The organism is Streptomyces sp. R302 (assembly GCF_012927245.1).
Lineage (GTDB): Bacteria > Actinomycetota > Actinomycetes > Streptomycetales > Streptomycetaceae > Streptomyces.
Window position 1 is genome coordinate 648,955 of sequence record NZ_JABBGE010000004.1, and the last position, 16,860, is coordinate 665,814.

A 16,860-nucleotide genomic window follows, 5' to 3' on the forward strand; every position below is an offset into this window, starting at 1 on the left:
GTGACGTCGTGGGCTACGCGTCGGCGCCGGTCGCCCCGGTGTCACCGGCCTGCGATGGTGGGGCGGGGGTGGGGCCGAGGGCCGAGTCCTCTCCGGTGGCGAGGAGTTCGGCCAGTCCGCGGCGGGTGGCGGCGATGACGACGCGGTCGGCGGGGTGCAGGACCTGACCCGGGTGGAGGTCCCACAGGAGGGACTGCTGGGTGGCGTCGTGGCCGGTGTTGGCAAGGTCGGGCGAGCGGAGCTCCGGCCGGGCGGTGTCGAGGGCGAGGACGCGCCAGGCGCCGGGACGGAAGGCCTCGGCGACGGTACGGCCTTCGAGCTGGGGATGTCCCGCGACGAGGAGGGCGGCGAAGAGGAGGACCTTGCGTTCGACCGAGATCGCGCCGAGGATCTGACGGCCCATCATGGCCCCGGCGAACGCGGGCGCGGCGAGGTGGGTGACGCTGCGGCTGCGGGTGACGGCGTTCGGGTGGGCGGAGCGCAGGGTGCGGTAGACGGCGGCGGCGAAGTCGTCGTCGTACAGCCGCAGTGCGACGCGGAGGTCGCTCTTGAGGCTGCGGGCGGCGAGGGTCGCCTCCAGGTTGGTGGTGTCGGAGCTGGTCAGGGCGAGCAGGGCGTCGGCCCGGTGGACGCGGGCGGCGTCGAGCACCCCGTCCTCGGTGACGTCCCCGAGGACCACGGGGACACCCAGGTCGCGCGCGAGCGGGATGCCGCGGGCGTCGGGATCCTGCTCCACGCAGACGACGGGGATGTCGAGTTCCCGCAGCCGGGCGAGGACACGGGCGCCGATCTTGCCGAGGCCGAGGAGCACGATGTGCCCGGACAGGCCGCGCGGCGGACGGCGCAGCGCACCGGTCGTGCGGAAGACGCCGAGCGCTTCCAGGGCGCCGGCGACGAGGAGGGGGAGGAGGGCGAGGCCGACCAGGCCGGAGAGCAGCTGGAGGATCTGCCGGGTGGGGGAGTCCTCCAGAGCGGGGTCGTTGATCGAGAACAGGTCGAGCAGGGTCAGGTACGCGGAGTGGACGGGGTCGGTGTCGGTCAGCGCCGCCGTGGTGGCCGTGAGGGCGAGCACCGCGGCGACGATCCCGGCGAGCGACCAGCGCAGGCTGGCGGAGAACACCTCGCCGAGCGGGGCGCAGCGCCGGGCGAGCCGGCGCGGCGGCAGGGTGGGCCCCGCGCGCCGGACGGCTTCGAGGACGACGGTGCCGCGGCCCGTCGACCCCCGGACGGCCCGGTCGTCGGGCAGCAGCTCCGGCCCCTGCGAGCCGCTCGCGTCCGAGCCCTCACTGCCGACGGGGTCGCTGGAGGTCGAGGAGAGCAGGGCCAGCGTGCACAGGCCCGGGTCGGCCACCTCGCCCCGGCCGGGCACCGGGCGTTCGGTGGCGCGCAGCAGAAGCCCGTCGGCCTGGACGACCTTGTTGGTGTCGGCGACGGCCGTGGCCACGAGCGCGGGCGCGGCGGTGTCCGCGTCGGAGAGGACGGTCGTGGACGCGTCGAGGAGGGTACGGTCGCCGCCGGACGCGGCCACGAGGGCGGCCTGGTCGAGGAGTTCCTCCAGGTGGTGGCCGAGCTTGCGGTTGTACATGCGGACGACCAGGCGCAGTCCCGGGTTGAGCCGACGCGCGGCGAGCGCGGCCCGCAGGTTCGTCTCGTCGTCCTCGTACAGCAGGGCCAGCGCGGCGGCCCCGTCCACGCCGGCACGGAGAAGTGCTGCCGTCGTGGGGGACGGGGAGGTCTCCACGTGCACGGGAAGGACGGCGGGACCGCTCACGGTGGCGGGCTCCGCCGTGCTTTGACCGGTCGTCGGCTCCTCGGCCTCGTCTGCGGGGATCACGAGGATCACCCGTCGGCGGTACACCTCGCGCAGCTCTACCGCGAGCCGACGTGCGAGCCCGTCGTCACCACAGACCACCATGTGCCCGGTGACGCCCGACGGCAGCCGCCCCTGAATCGGCACTGCGACCATTCCCCACTCCCGCGACTCGATGTGTGTCCGTCCGATCATCCCCTCCGGCGCGCCGCCGTACGACGCCCGGGGCGCGCACGGGCCAGGAACGTCGCCGCAGCCAGTGCCGCCGGTGTCCACAGCGCGAAGTAGACGGAGAGATCCGCGCTTTGCCTCCGCAGGAGCATCGGCAGGAAGAACGACCACGCACTCAGCAGACTCACAGCCCACCCCGTCCTGCGGAGCGCGGTGGAGCGCTGCCACGCGGAGGCCGCCTGGTGCCGGAGCGACCACCGCGACACATGGACTCCGAGACCTCCCAGCAGCAGGAGCGCGGTGCCGGTACCGGCGGCGAACTGCGCGTCGCCGACCGGATGGGAATCGGTCCGCTGCGCCGCCCGGTCGTTTCCGAGAACGATGATCCGGCCGCGCCAGACGTTGCCGACGACCCGGTCGCCGGGCCGCACCTGGTCGAGGAAGTCGGTGATACCGCTGAACCGTGTCTCGCCGGCCGCCTCGTCGGTGCCCGAGACCACGACCCAGCCGCCCGACCCCTTGCCGCGGTGGATCCGAACGGACTCGACGGTGAACCACGCCGTCCGCACACAGTCCTGCGCAGCGGATCCGCGGCACACGAGAGCCTCCTGGAGCGCCCGCTCCACGGCCGCCGCCCGGGGAACCGTCACGAGCAACAGCACGCCGGCGGCGAGGGCGATCAGCCCGCCGATCCCGATGAGGGCGGCCCGCACGCGCAGCCGCCACCGCGCCCCGTGCTCGCCGTGCCGCGAAGTGCCCGTCACGGTCGGCCCGCCCAGCCGTGCAGCTTCCCCAGGACGAGCGTCACGGCACCACCGCCGGCCGCTATGAGGCCGTAGATCGCGAACATGCTGCGCTGGCCCTGCTTGCTCAGCTCCTCGTACCGGCTCCTCGTGACCTCGATGTCCGGGCGCAGCGGATCCGTGGTGTCGACGGCGAAATACCTCCCCCGGGATTCGTGGGTGGCCTGGAGTCCCGAGTCGTTCGAGAGGAGGCCGGAAAGCAGGAGTCCTCCGGCCAGGAACAGGACGACGAGCAGCGCGTGCACCCGGTGCGGAAGGGCCTTCAGAGCGCGCCACTGATGCGTCTTGCTGCTCGCGTAGCCTCTGACGCGGGACTCCAGCGCGATGCTGCGGAAGATCGTCGCGGCGTGGAGCGGGAAGAGCGACGCGAAAGCGATCCCGAGCAGTACTTCCTCGTGCGGGACGGAGGGGAGCCGGGGGACGGCGGTGTAGGCGGAGGCGCCCAACGCCACTGCGCTCAGGGCCAGTTGCAAGCCCGCGTGTACCGTGAAGCTCTTCTGCATGCCGTTCCCCTGTCGGACTGGTGGTACCCGCCTCCGCATCGACGAGAGCCCCTCCGGCACCCGACAGCGATCGCGGCCAGGACGCGCAGCACCGGACCCGCGGTGACGAGGTCGGAAACCCAGGCCATGTCGCGATCCCCCCGCGGCCTGGCCGGTTGTGCCGCCGGTGGCATCGTGACGGTGAACCGGACCTGCGTCCACTGCCGGACTTCGGCAGTCTTCACGCGCTCTTCATGCCGTGGCGGCGAGGGGGGAGGAAGGCGACGCCGAGCCGCGGTCAGCCACCCGGAGTACCCGTCCACGCGGGAACGGGAACGGGAACCGGGCTGCGCTGTACGCACCAGGGGCGGATCCGGTCCTGAGCTGCCTGGCTGCGGTGGATCGAGGACGGCATGGTCGCGTCGCACGACGGGTGCCAGGTCCGGCCCGGACCTGCGGGTAAGGTTACGGCCGTTCTTGACGCATCGCTGTTATCAGGCCGACGCGCGCTTGCGTGAGCCTGGCGCGCGGATCCTGGAGAAGGAGCCCGCCATCGTGGTGATCACCGCCCGCGGATGGGCTCGTTCCTTTTTCTCCACCCATCCGGCCCGGTCCGTCGTTCTGGCCTTCGCCACCGCCGTCCTCATCGGTACGGGGCTGCTCATGCTGCCGGTGTCCGCCGAGGACGGTGAGGCGACCGACCTGCTGACCGCGCTGTTCACCTCCACGTCCGCCATCTGTGTGACCGGCCTGGCCGTCGTGGACACAGGCACCTATTGGAGCGGGTTCGGCGAAGGAGTGATCCTCGCGCTGATCCAGGTCGGCGGCTTCGGCATCATGACCATGGCCTCGCTGCTGGCCCTCCTGGTCTCGGGCCGGCTGCGGCTGCGACTGCAGCTGACGGCGCAGGCCGAGACGAAGAGCCTCGGCATCGGCGACGTACGCCGGGTCCTGCTCGGGGTCGCCGGCACGACGCTCATGGTCGAGCTCGCCGTCGGTGCCGCCCTGGCACTGCGCCTCCGGTTCGGGTACGGCTACGCCATCGGCGACTCCGTGTACCTCGGGTTCTTCCACGCGGTGTCCGCCTTCAACAACGCCGGCTTCGGCCTCCACGCCGACAGCCTGACCCGCTACGCACAGGACGCGTGGGTCACCCTCCCGATCGCGGCCGCCGTCATCCTCGGCGGCGTCGGCTTCCCCGTCCTCCTCGAGACACTGCGCCACCGGAACCGGGCCCGTACGACCGGCCGGAAGAGCTGGACCCTGCACACCAAGCTGACCGTCATCACCACGGTCGCGCTGCTCGCCGCGGGAACACTCCTCACCTGCCTGCTGGAGTGGACGAACCCCGCCACCCTCGGGGCCCAGGACTTCTGGGGCAAACTGCTCAACGGCTTCTTCCACTCGGCGATGAGCCGCACCGCCGGATTCAACTCCCTCGACATCGGCTCCATGCATGCCTCGACCCTGCTGATGACCTGCGTCCTCATGTTCATCGGCGGCGGCAGCGCCGGCACCGCCGGCGGCATCAAGGTCACCACCTTCGCCGTCCTCGCCGCCGCGATACTCGCCGAGGTCCGCGGCGAGCCCACCTCCGCCGTCCTCGGCCGCCGCCTCGGCCCGCACGTGCTGCGCCAGGCACTGACCGTCGCCCTGCTCGGCATCGGTCTGGTCATGGCCGCCACCCTGACGATGCTCTCGATGAGCAGGGAGGCCTTCGAGGCGGTGCTCTTCGAGGTGGTCTCCGCCTTCGCGACGGTGGGGCTCTCCACCGGCATCACCGCCGACCTGCCGGGCGGCGGACAGCTCGTCCTGGTCGCCCTGATGTTCATCGGACGTATCGGCCCGATCACCCTGGTCTCCGCGCTCGCTCTGCGCGAGCGCACCCGACGTTACGAACTCCCCGAGGAGCGACCTGTCATTGGCTAGATTCCTGCACCGGCTGCGCAAGCGCGCCCCCCGACGTCCGGACGACAAGCGGCAGCAGCCGGACCAACGCGTCGCCGTCATCGGGCTCGGCCGCTTCGGCAGCTCCCTCGCCAACGAGCTGATGCGTCGAGGCTGGGACGTCCTGGGCATCGACAGCGACTCCCGACTCGTCCAGAAGTACAGCGACCAGCTCACCCACGCCGCCGTCGCGGACGCCACCGACCCCGACGTGCTCGGCCAGCTCGGCGTCCACGAGTTCACCAGCGCGGTGGTCGGCATCGGCAGCGACATCGAGGCGAGCATCCTCATCAGCTCCAACCTCCTCGAAGCCGGCGTCCCCAACATCTGGGCGAAGGCGATCAGCCGCCAGCACGGCCAGATCCTCGAACGTCTCGGGGTCCACCACGTCGTCCTGCCCGAGCACGAGATGGGCGAGCGCGTCGCGCACCTCGTCACCGGTCGCATGCTCGACTTCATCGAGTTCGACGACGACTACGCCCTGGTCAAGACGGTCGCCCCGAGCGCGGCGACCGGCAGGCCCCTGGGCCAGTCCCAGGTGCGCAGCCGCTACGGCGTGACGGTCGTCGGCATCAAGCGAGCCGGCGAGGACTTCACCTACGCGACGGCGGAGACGGTCGTCGCGACGGGCGACATCATCGTCGTGACCGGCAAGACCAGGGCGGTCGAGGCCTTCACCGAGCTGCCCTGAACTAGGATCGTGGGCTGGTGAGCCGGGAAGTCTGGTCGGCACAGTCTTCCGCCTGCCCCGAAAGAGCCCGGCCGTGCCCCTCGCCCTGATTCCGATCGCCCCGCCCGCCCTCCTGGAGGCGGCCACGGCGCCGCTCGGCGGGTGCGAGGTGGACCGGCAACGCCGGCGACGTGCGAGTCCGGGTGCGGCCGCGTGAGCAACCTGCAGAGCTGGGGGTTCCTTGCCGGTGGCGCTGTGGTGATCCTCGTTCCGAGCGTTGCCGTGCTGACCGGCCGGCGGCCGGGCTTCCTGCGTGGTTCACGGGGGCCGACCCCGCTGCTCGGCATCACCGGCCTGTGCGTGTACGCGGCCGTCCTGGTCGACGAGATTCCCCGGGTGACCGGAGCTTCTTCCGGTGTGCGCGCCACGTGCGCCTACATCGGGCTGGGGCTGATGGGCACAGCCGTCGGCCTGTTCATCCTCTACGACGTCCTCGGCGGCGCGGACCGGCGAGCACGGAAGTGAAGCGGGGCGGAAAATGACAGACGACTACACACCCGAGTACGCGACGTTGTTCGCGGAGGTGGCGGCCACCGGAAGACGCCTGAACAAGGGGGAGATCGAACGGAACCGGGAAGCAGGCGAGGAGGCCGCCCGCGAGGGGCACGCCCTGCGGGAGCTCATCGGCGGCCATCTGGCCGCGGTCAGGTCCGCCTGGCCGGAGCAGTCGCTGAACCGACGGACCGCCCTGGATCTGCTCGCCGCGGTCGAGCAGTCCGTCGACGCCTTCTCGACGGGGTTCGAACGGGCCCAGCGGCTCGCCGTCCGGCAGGAGGAGGCCGAGCGCCGGGAGTTCATCGACGACCTGTTGTACGGGCGCAGTGACCTGGGCCGCACGGCGGAACGGGCCGAGCGCTTCGGGCTGCGCCTGTCCCAGGCGCACGCGGTCGCCGTCGCGCGCGGACCGAAGGCGTACACGGAGGCGGATCCGGTGCCGCAGCAGGTCGAGCGGGCCCTGATCGGAAGGTTCGGTGACCGGCACATCCTCCTGACGACGAAGGGCGGCCGGATGGTCTGTGTCGCGCCCGGCGACCAGCCCGAGGTCCTCGCCCATTTCGCCAAGCAGGCGTTCGCCGCCACCGGAGGAGGCCAGGCCGCGATCGGCCGGCCCCAGCCCGGGCCCAGGGGCGTCGTGCACTCGTACGAGGAGGCGCTGGGCGCCCTCGAGCTCGCCGACCGCCTCGGTCTCGACGCGCCCGTCCTGCACGCCGTCGACCTCCTCGTCTATCCCGTCCTCACCCGTGACCGGCAGGCGATGGAGGACCTCGTCCGCAGCACCCTCGGCCCCCTGCGCTCCTCCCGCGGAGGCGCCGAACCGCTCCTCGACACGCTCACCGCCTACTTCGACAGCGGGTGCGTGACCACCAGGACCGCCCAGGACCTGAACCTTTCGGTGCGGGCCGTCAGCTACCGCCTGGAGCGCATCCACCGGCTGACCGGGACCGACCCCGCCGACCCCGCGAGCCGCTACACCCTCCAGACCGCCGTGATCGGGGCCCGCCTGCTCGGCTGGCCCAAGAAGGACTTCTGAGGGGACGCCCCGATCGGTGACTCGGCATCAAGGCGCCGTCAAGATTGCCGGTTCTCGGCAATGCGCCACCCGCTGCCGGCCCTTCACAATGCTGCCAGGGCCGGAGGCGTTGCAGCGCTGATGCCGGTACCCGGCAGGGAGCTCATGGGGGAGGCGGGATGGACGAGTTTGTCGGAGCGGCCATCGGATTCCCTTCCCTGGTTCTGACGGCCGCCGTTGCCGCAGTGATCGGATTCTGGGTTCTGGTCCTCTGCCGTGCCGTCACTCCGGACGCGTTCGACGCTGATGGGGCGACGCTGGGGTTCGGCGTCCCGGTCGCGGTGGCCGCGTCCGTCGCGATCGCCACCGGCTGGGTGCTCGACCTGATCGGCATGGTGCTGCTGGAGCGGGCGGGGCTGGCCGGGGCCGTGTCGCTGTTGCTCTCCGTGGCCCTGCTTCCGGTGGCGTTGTCGCTGTCCTGGCTGCTCACGAAGCGGCTGTTCGGCCGGCGGCGACGGATGCCGTCCGCCGGCCCGCGCCGGGGCGCTGCCGACAGCGCCGTGCCCGACCCGGATTCCGCTCGTACCTCCGTCTGAGCCGGTACGTCCTCTTCTTCGATCGACACGGGGTTCACTCATGGATGCCATCACCTCGGGCATCGGCGTACTCGTCGCCGTTGTCCTGCTCGTCGCCGTGGCGGCGCTGTTCCTGGTCGGCAGGCTGTTCCGCAAGGTGGAGCAGGGCAAGGCGCTGATCGTCTCCAAGATGCGGAAGGTCGACGTCACCTTCACCGGGCAGGTCGTGCTGCCCGTGCTGCACAAGGCCGAGGTCATGGACATCTCGGTGAAGACCATCGAGATCTCCCGGACGGGCCGTGACGGGCTGATCTGCCGGGACAACATCCGGGCCGACATCCGGATCTCCTTCTTCGTACGGGTCAACAAGACGGTCGAGGACGTCATCAAGGTCGCCCAGGCCATCGGCACGGCCCGCGCCAGCGACCAGACCACGCTCCAGGAGCTGTTCAACGCCAAGTTCTCCGAGGCGCTCAAGTCGGTCGGCAAGCAGATGGACTTCACCGATCTCTACACCAAGCGCGAGGAACTGCGGTTCCGGATCATCGAGTTGATCGGGATCGACCTCAACGGCTACAGCCTGGAGGACGCGGCGATCGACTATCTGGAGCAGACCCCGCTCGCCCAGCTCGACGCCGGCAACATCCTCGACGCCCAGGGCATCCGCAAGATCACCGAGCTCACGGCCGTCGAGAACGTCCGCACCAACGAACTGCGGCAGCACGAGCAGAAGGAGATCACCCGCCAGAACGTGGACGCCCGCGAGGCGATCCTGGAGCTGGAGCGCCGCCAGGCGGACGCCGAGATCAAGCAGAAGCGCGAGATCGAGACCGTACGGGCCCGGGAGGAAGCCGAGACCGCGAAGGTCGTGGAGGAGGAGCGGCTGCGGGCCCAGAGCGCGTTCCTGCGTACGGAGGAGCAGCTCGGCGTGCAGCGGGAGAACCAGGCCCGCGAGGTCGTCGTCGCGCAGAAGAACCGCGAGCGGGTCATCGCGGTCGAGAACGAGCGGATCGAGAAGGACCGCCTCCTGGAGGTCATCGCCCGTGACCGGGAGACCGAGCTGACCCGGATCGCCGCCGAGAAGGAGGTGGAGGCCGAGCGCCGGGACATCGCCGAGGTGATCCGGGAGCGGGTCGCGGTCGACCGGACCGTGGCCGAGCAGGAGGAGTCCATCAAGCGGCTGCGGACCGTGGAGGAGGCGGAGCGGGAGCGGCAGGCGCTGGTCATCGCCGCGGAGGCCGAGGCCCAGGAGAAGCTCGTCAAGGACATCAAGGCCGCCGAGGCCGCCGAGCAGGCCGCGGTCCACCGGGCCGCCGAGGAACTGACCCTGGCCGAGGCCCGTCACAAGGCCGCCGACATGGACGCCCGCGCCAAGATCCGGCTCGCCGAGGGCATCCAGGCCGAGGCGGCGGCCGAAGGTCTCGCCGCCGTCCAGGTCCGGGAGAAGGAGGCCGGCGCCATCGAGAAGGCCGGCCGCGCCGAGGCCGACGCCACCGAGGCCCGGCTGCGCGCCGAGGCCGAGGGCCTGCGGGCCAAGGCACTGGCCGAGGCCACCGCGATCGGCGAGAAGCTGAAGGCGGAGGCCGAGGGCCTCAACCAGAAGGCCGTCGCCGTCGCCGCCTTCGACGAGGCGTCCCGCACCCACGAGGAGTACCGCCTCCGCCTGGAGGCCGAGAAGGACATCCGGCTCGCCGGGCTCGACGTCCAGCGCCAGGTGGCCGAGGCGCAGGCCACCGTCCTGGCCACCGGTCTGGAGAACGCGGACATCAACATCGTCGGCGGGGAGTCCGTCTTCCTCGACCGGCTCGTGCAGTCCATCGCCCTGGGCAAGTCCGTGGACGGCTTCGTCGACCACTCCAGGACGGCGCAGGCCCTCGCAGGGCCCTGGTTGAACGGCGAAGGCTCCTTCACCGAGGACCTCACCAAGGTGCTCGGATCCCTGTCCACGACCGACGTGCAGAACCTGAGCGTCTCCGCGCTCCTCACCAAGGTCATGAACTCCGGCCTGCTGGAGGTGCCCACGCAGGGCGCCGCTCCGGCGGAGACCGCCGCGCTGAACGGCGCGGCCACCAGCTGACCGCCCACGGGGGGACGGTCAGAACGGGTCCGGTGCCGGCGAACGGGGGAGTCACCGGCGCCGGACCCGCCCATCATCACGGTACAGGGAGCAGACGAGGATGAGCACCGGAATCGACCGGGACACGTACGCGGTGCTGCGCGACCGCCTCACCGCCCAGGCGGGCGAACTCGCCCGGCGCGCCGAGGCCCTGAACGCCGCGCGGATCGCGGAGTTCGGGTCGGGAGAGCTGACCCTCGTCCGTACGGGAAGCCTCCGGACCGAGCACGCCTCCGTGCCCCGGGACGCGGTCGCCGTCGGGGGCGACCTGCTCCTCCTGGGCCGCCACACCGCGGCCTCGGACGGCTCAGGGCCCGCCGTCGCCGACGTCTTCACCCTGTACGACCGGGACCTGAACCCGCTGCCCGAGGACGCCGTCCCCGGCCTCCTCGACGACCCCGGCTTCCGCCGGGAGTTCGGGGCCCTGCACCGCTACTTCCGGGGTGCCCGCCTGCTGCGGCTGCGCCGCGTCGAGGGTCGTCTGCTCGCCGTCTTCCAGGTGGGGGAGAAGCCGGGGGACCTGCGCGTCCTGCGCTGGTCGATCGGCCCCTCCGGCGTGCCGCGGTTCCTCGACGCCCGGGGTGAACGCGACCACGTCCTGCCCGCCTCCCAGGAGGTCGACTGGGTCGAGGCCGGCCGCGAGGACCACGTACCCGGCCGCTTCCCGCACATCGCGGTCGGCGGCGGCCGCCTCTTCGTCTCCACGGTCGGCGGGGCCCTGACCCTGAAGACGGAGAACGACACCGAGACCGCCGAAGGCATCCACACCGAGCCGGTCGAGGAGCCGCTGCAGTCCCTGGCCGACGCGGAGGTCGCCCACGCGACCGTCGGCCCGCTGCTCCTCGTGCGGGTGCGCCCCTACAAGGAAGAGGTCCGGCGGCACCTCGTCTTCAACACCCTCACCGGGACGGTCTCCCGCCTCGACGGCCTCGGGCAGGCGTGCCTGCGCCTGCCCGAGGACGCCGGCCTCGTGTTCCCCGGCGGCTACTGCCTCGCCACCGGCACCGTGAAGACCTTCGACGCCGACACCGAAGGCCTCGCCTTCGACCGGGTGATCCGTTCCCCCAACGGCGAGGACCTCCTGTACGTCTTCGAGGACCAGGCCGAGGGCCGTGTCCTGCTCCTGCCGTACAACCTGATCCGGAAGGAGGTCACCACTCCCCTTTCCGGTCACGGGCACGCGCTGCTCGACGACGGGACGATGCTGCTCCTGCGCGACGGCGGTGGAGAGCCCGGACGCGTCCACCAGGTGCAGGTCTGGAGGACGCCGTACCTCTCCGACGTCGGCGCGACACCCACCGGCGACGGGCCCCTGGGGCGCATCGGCAACGCCGATCTCGTCCGGGGCATTTCCGACTGCCTGTCGATCGCCCGGCAGGCCACCGAGCCGGCACCCGCCGGCGAGGTGTACGAGGTGCTCCTCGCCGCGTGCGTCCGCGCGGGCGATGTCCACCACTGGCTGGGGGATCCGGCGGCCGGAGACCTCCGCACCCCGCTGACCGGACTGCTCGACACCCTCACGCAGGTCCTCGACGAGTTCGAGACCGTCACCGCCCTCACCCGCCAGGCGGCGGAAGCCCTCGCGGAGGCCGCCGAAGGGGCCGCCCGGCTGTCGCGGCGGATCCACGGCGAAGCCCCCGCCACGGCGGCGGAATGGATCTCCCGCATCACCGAACTGCGCCAGGCCCAGGGCCATGTGGTGACGCTCAAGGAGATGCGGTACGCGGACGCCGACGCGATCGAGTCCCTGGCGGCCGAGATCGAGGGCGACATCGTCTCCGCCGCCGGGCGGGCCGTGCTCTTCCTCGGCCGTGACGACGCCTTCGCCCCTCAGCACGCGGAGGCCGAAGAACTCGCCGTCCAGGCAGGGGAGCTGGTCACCGCCGCCGACGCCGGCCCCGTCGGCGACCGGATCGACGGACAGGCCCTCGCGCTGCGGGCCCTCAGCGAGATCATCACCGGCCTCGACATCGCGGACGCCACCGTCCGTACCTCGATCCTCGCCCGGATCGCCGACGTCCTCGGAGCCCTGAACCGCGCCCGTGCCGTCCTCACCACCCGGCGCGCCGAACTCCTCGACCGGGAAGGCGCCGCGGAGTTCGCCGCCGAACTCGCGCTGCTCGGGCAGACCGTCACCAGCGCCCTTGCCGCGGCCGACACCCCCGAGGCGTGCGACGAGCAGCTGGGCCGCCTGATGGTCCAGCTGGAGAACCTGGAGGCGCGGTTCTCCGAATCCGAAGGGCTCCTCGACGAGCTGGCCGAGAAGCGCGCGGAGATCCACGAAGCCCTTTCGGCGCGGAGAGAGTCCCTCCAGGACGCCCGTGCCCGGCAGGCGGAGCGGCTCGCCGACTCGGCCGGGAGGGTGCTGGAGGCGGTCGCCCGCCGTTCCGTGGCCCTGAAGGACCGGGACGAGGTCCACGCGTACTTCGCGTCCGACCCGATGGTCGCCAAGGTCAGGCGCACCGCGGCCGCGCTGCGGGACCTCGGGGACGGGACGCGGGCGGAGGAGCTGGAGAGCCGGCTCGCCGCCGCCCGGCAGGAGGCCGGACGCGCGCTGCGGGACCGCACCGACCTGTACTCCGACGGAGGGGACACGATCCGGCTCGGCCGGCACCGGTTCGCCGTCAACCGCCGGACGACCGAACTCACCGTCGTCCCGTCGGGAGACACCCTGGTCGTCGCCCTGACCGGCACGGACTACCGGGTGCCCGTCACCGACCCGGCCCTCGCCGACACCGGCCGCTTCTGGAACCGCCCCCTGCCCTCCGAGTCCCCGGAGGTCTACCGCTCCGAGCACCTGGCCGCCCGCCTCCTCGCCGAGCACGGTGCCGACCGCCTCGCCGCCGAGGACCTCCACGCGCTCGCCCTGCGGGCGGCGGAGGGCGCCTACGACGAGGGGTACGAGCGGGGCGTCCACGACCATGACGCGGCGCTCATCCTGAAGGCGCTCCTCGGCGTCCACGGGATGGCGGGACTGCTGAGGCACCCGGGCCGGGCAAGGGCGGCCGCCCAGCTCCACTGGGCCCACGCCGCGACCGCCGAGGACCGCGTCCAGTGGGCCGAGCGGGCGACCTCCCTCACCCGGGCCCGCGACCTCTTCGGCTCCGGGTCGGTCCTCGACGGCCTGCGGCGGGACCTGACCGAGGAGATCGGCGATCCGGCCGCCGCCGCGTACCTCGTCGAGGAACTCGCCGCCGAACCGGCCGGGTTCGTCGTATCCACTCCGGTCCGCGCGCTCCTGGAGAAGTTCCGCCACGCCGTCGCCGCCTCCGGGTACGACGACTCCCTCGCCGCTCTGACCACGCCCGGCGCCCGCCGGCAGCACGTCGAAGCCTGGCTCACGGCCTACGCGTCCGCGTCCGGCGACGACCTCGACGCGGACGTGCTCGCCGAGGCGGTCGCCGTCGAACTGTGCCCGGCCCTCGAACGCTACGAGAGCGGGGGCGCGGCCACGGCGAAGGTCACCGGCCTCCTCGGCAGCCACCCGAGGCTGACGGACCGCACCCTGGACATCCGTCTCGACGAGTTCCTGGCCAGGACGGCGGCCTTCGCCGCCGACGACGTACCCGCCCATCGTGCCTACCAGCAGCGACGGCGGGCCCTCGTCGACGCGGAACACGCCCGGCTCCGCCTGGACGAGTACCGCCCCCGGGTCATGCCGTCCTTCGTCCGCAACCGGCTCGTCGACGACGTCTATCTCCCGCTCGTCGGAGACAACCTCGCCAAGCAGCTCGGCGCGGCGGGCGACGGCAAGCGCAGCGACTCACACGGCCTCCTGCTGCTCCTGTCCCCGCCCGGCTACGGAAAGACCACGCTCATCGAGTACGTCGCCGACCGCCTCGGGCTGCTCCTCGTCAAGATCGACGGCCCGGCGCTGGGGCAGCGCACGGTCACCCTCGACCCCGCCGAGGCACCCGACGCCGCCGCCCGCCGGGAACTGGAGAAGATCGCCTTCGCGCTCGCGGCGGGCAACAACGTCCTGCTGTACCTCGACGACATCCAGCACTGCTCGCCGGAGTTCCTGCAGAGGTTCATCCCCCTGTGCGACACCACCCGTACGCTCGACGGCCACGACCTGCGCGGCAAGCGTTTCGCCGTCTGCATGGCCGGCAACCCGTACACCGAGTCCGGGCACGCCTTCCGCGTCCCCGACATGCTCGCCAACCGCGCCGACGTCTGGAACCTCGGCGACGTCCTCACCGGCAAGGAGGACGCCTTCGCCCTCAGCTTCGTCGAGAACGCCCTCACCTCGAACCCGGTGCTCGCCCCGCTCACCGGCCGCGAGCGCACGGACGTGGAGCTGCTCGTCCGCCTGGCGGCGGGGGACCCGACCGCGCGCCGCGACCGCCTCGCCCACCCCTACGCCCCGGCCGAGCTCGACCAGATCCTCGCCGTCCTCCGGCATCTGCTGACCGCGCGCGAGACCGTCCTGGCCGTCAACGCCGAGTACATCGCCTCCGCCGCCCGCTCCGACGAGGCCCGTACCGAACCGCCCTTCCGGCTCCAGGGCTCGTACCGCAGCATGAACAAGATCGCCGCCCGCCTCTCGCCCGCCATGAACGACGCCGAACTCTCCGCGCTCGTCGACGACCACTACACCGCCGAGGCCCAGACCCTCACCACCGACGCCGAGGCCAACCTCCTCAAGCTCGCCGAGCTCCGCGGCACCCTCACCCCGGCACAGGCCGCCCGATGGGCCGAGATCACCGCCGCCCACGCCCGCACCCGGGCCCTGGGCGGCGCCTCCGACGACCCCCTGTCCCGGGCGGTCGCCGCCCTTGGCCTGCTCGCCGACCGCATCACCGCGGTGGAAACGGCGATCACCCGGGCGACCGACCCCCGTCACCTGCTCGCCCGCCCCGCCGGACGGCACGCCGCGTCGGCCGTCGGCACGGCGACGTCCGCTGAGCACGGCGAGACGGGGCGGCCAGGCGTGCGGCGGCATCAAGCGGGGTAAACCGACACAAAAGGTGCTGCTCAGGTGAACCCCTCACAGGGCCGCATCCTGCCGGGAGTGCGTCATGGATCCTTGGCTCGTCTGGTTGATCGTCGCGGGGGCGCTGGCCGTGGCGGAGATCTTCACCCTCACCGCCGCGCTCGGAATCCTCGGCGCCGCTGCCGCCGTCACGGCGGGAACCGCCGCTCTGGGCCTCCCGCCCCCGCTGCAGTTCGTGGTCTTCGCCGTCCTCGCCGCTGTCAGCCTGCTGTTCGTACGCCCCGCGGCGGTGCGCCGCCTGGGCAGGACCCCGTCCGAGAGGTTCGGCGTGGACGCGCTGGTGGGGCAGCCCGCCCACGTCGTGTCGGAGGTCACGGGGGCGGGCGGCCGGGTCCGGATCGGCGGCGAGGAGTGGACGGCGCGCGCCTACGACGAGGCGCTGGTGATCCCGCCGGGCGCGACCGTCGACGTCATGGAGATCGACGGAGCAACGGCCGTCGTCTACCCCAGGGAGTGAGAGCCATGGACGTGTCCGGAGTGCTCGTCGCCGGCCTGATCCTCGCGGCACTCGCCGTGTTCACCGTCATACGCGCGGTACGCATCGTGCCGCAGGCCCGCGCCCGCAACGTCGAACGCCTCGGCCGCTACCGGCGCACGCTGAGGCCGGGGCTCAACCTCGTCATCCCCTACATCGACCGGGTCTACCCGGTCATCGACCTGAGGGAACAGGTGGTCTCCTTCAGGCCGCAGCCGGTCATCACCGAGGACAACCTGGTCGTCGAGATCGACACCGTCCTGTACTTCCAGGTCACCGACCCGCGAGCGGCCGCCTACGAGATCGCCGACTTCCTCCAGGGCGTCGAACAGCTCACGGTCACCACCCTGCGCAACGTCGTGGGCTCGATGGACCTGGAGAGGACCCTGACCTCGCGCGACACCATCAACAGCCAGCTGCGCGGCGTGCTCGACGACGCCACCGGCAAGTGGGGGCTGCGGGTGAACCGGGTGGAGATCAAGGCCATCGACCCTCCGCAGTCCATCAAGGACGCGATGGAGAAGCAGATGCGCGCCGAGCGGGACAAGCGGGCGGCGATCCTGGGCGCGGAGGGGCAGCGGCAGTCGCAGATCCTCACGGCGGAGGGGGACAAGCAGGCCGCGGTCCTGCGGGCGGAGGGCAACCGCACCGCCGAGATCCTGAAGGCGGAGGGGCAGTCCCGCGCGATCGACGAGGTCTTCCAGGCCGTGCACCGCAACGACCCCGACCCGGGGCTCCTCGCCTACCAGTACCTGCAGACGCTGCCCCAGCTCGCCCAGGGCGCCGGCAGCACGTTCTGGGTGATCCCCGGCGAGGTCACCACCGCGCTCCAGGGCGTGTCGCGCGCCTTCAACGAGGCACTGCCCCAGTCCCCGGCGACCCGGAAGACGTCCGCCGAGGACAAGGCCGCGGCCGAAGCCGCGGACGACGCGGCGAAGGCGGCGGAAGCCGCCGCCGAGGCCCTCGCCGACGCCGCCGACGCCGATGCCGAGACGCTTCCCTTCGTCCCCGGACGGGCGCCGGACGAGCACGACGGCACGGAGGACGGCTCTGCGACCGGGCCTGGGCGATAGCGGCGCGCTCGCAGGATGAGCCGGCCCTTCACCGACGCGGCCGCGAGCCGTGCGGGAGACAGGCGCGTATCCCTCGCACGCTGCTGACGTGCAGAAATACATGCCCTCTGAACGGATCACGGTGTCCGCATAACGGTCGCATCACGCCTGCAGGCAATTCTCCATGTCACTG

General features: G+C 72.1%; 12 protein-coding genes. 9 read left to right on the forward strand and 3 right to left on the reverse strand.

All coding sequences use genetic code 11. The annotated features are described in order from the left end of the window. Nucleotides 1-13: 13 nt before the first annotated feature. From HHL19_RS16005 to HHL19_RS16015, 3 genes are read right to left on the reverse strand one after another with little or no spacing between them, the layout of a single operon-like run. Entirely contained in the window at nucleotides 14-1,966 is a 1,953-nt protein-coding gene (locus HHL19_RS16005; RefSeq protein ID WP_240981607.1) for a potassium channel protein, read from the reverse strand. A 35-nt stretch (nucleotides 1,967-2,001) separates the two neighbouring features. Then, nucleotides 2,002-2,745, reverse strand: coding sequence for a hypothetical protein (locus HHL19_RS16010; protein WP_169089968.1), 744 nt, complete (start codon nucleotides 2,743-2,745; stop codon nucleotides 2,002-2,004). Continuing rightward, entirely contained in the window at nucleotides 2,742-3,287 is a 546-nt protein-coding gene (locus tag HHL19_RS16015; protein ID WP_169089970.1) for a hypothetical protein, read from the reverse strand. Before HHL19_RS16015 ends, HHL19_RS16010 begins: the two co-directional genes overlap by 4 nt. A 489-nt stretch (nucleotides 3,288-3,776) precedes the next feature. Between HHL19_RS16015 and HHL19_RS16020 the strand changes: the two genes are divergently transcribed. From HHL19_RS16020 to HHL19_RS16060, 9 genes are all read left to right on the forward strand, one after another. Then, a complete protein-coding gene (locus HHL19_RS16020; RefSeq protein ID WP_240981608.1) occupies nucleotides 3,777-5,195 on the forward strand; it encodes a potassium transporter TrkG in 1,419 nt (472 codons plus the stop codon). Further along, the gene (locus HHL19_RS16025) at nucleotides 5,188-5,904 is read left to right on the forward strand and encodes a TrkA family potassium uptake protein (protein ID WP_169089972.1); all 717 of its coding nucleotides are present in this window, start codon (nucleotides 5,188-5,190) and stop codon (nucleotides 5,902-5,904) included. The genes HHL19_RS16020 and HHL19_RS16025 overlap by 8 nt, the downstream gene beginning before the upstream one ends. Nucleotides 5,905-6,096: 192 nt before the next feature. Continuing rightward, a complete protein-coding gene (locus tag HHL19_RS16030; protein WP_169089974.1) occupies nucleotides 6,097-6,408 on the forward strand; it encodes a hypothetical protein in 312 nt (103 codons plus the stop codon). Nucleotides 6,409-6,421: 13 nt separating this feature from the next. Continuing rightward, entirely contained in the window at nucleotides 6,422-7,474 is a 1,053-nt protein-coding gene (locus HHL19_RS16035; protein WP_169089976.1) for a helix-turn-helix domain-containing protein, read from the forward strand. Between the two features lie 158 nt (nucleotides 7,475-7,632). Further along, nucleotides 7,633-8,049: a hypothetical protein gene (locus HHL19_RS16040; protein WP_169089978.1), complete on the forward strand. Its 417-nt coding sequence runs from the start codon at nucleotides 7,633-7,635 to the stop codon at nucleotides 8,047-8,049. Between the two features lie 40 nt (nucleotides 8,050-8,089). Further along, entirely contained in the window at nucleotides 8,090-10,105 is a 2,016-nt protein-coding gene (locus HHL19_RS16045; RefSeq protein ID WP_169089980.1) for a flotillin family protein, read from the forward strand. Nucleotides 10,106-10,205: 100 nt separating this feature from the next. Next, complete coding sequence (locus HHL19_RS16050) at nucleotides 10,206-15,101, forward strand: DNA repair ATPase (RefSeq protein ID WP_169089982.1); 4,896 nt, start codon at nucleotides 10,206-10,208, stop codon at nucleotides 15,099-15,101. A 64-nt stretch (nucleotides 15,102-15,165) separates the two neighbouring features. Further along, nucleotides 15,166-15,597, forward strand: coding sequence for an NfeD family protein (locus HHL19_RS16055; RefSeq protein ID WP_169089984.1), 432 nt, complete (start codon nucleotides 15,166-15,168; stop codon nucleotides 15,595-15,597). Between the two features lie 5 nt (nucleotides 15,598-15,602). Next, a complete protein-coding gene (locus tag HHL19_RS16060) occupies nucleotides 15,603-16,688 on the forward strand; it encodes an SPFH domain-containing protein (protein ID WP_169089986.1) in 1,086 nt (361 codons plus the stop codon). The last annotated feature ends 172 nt before the right edge of the window (nucleotides 16,689-16,860 follow it).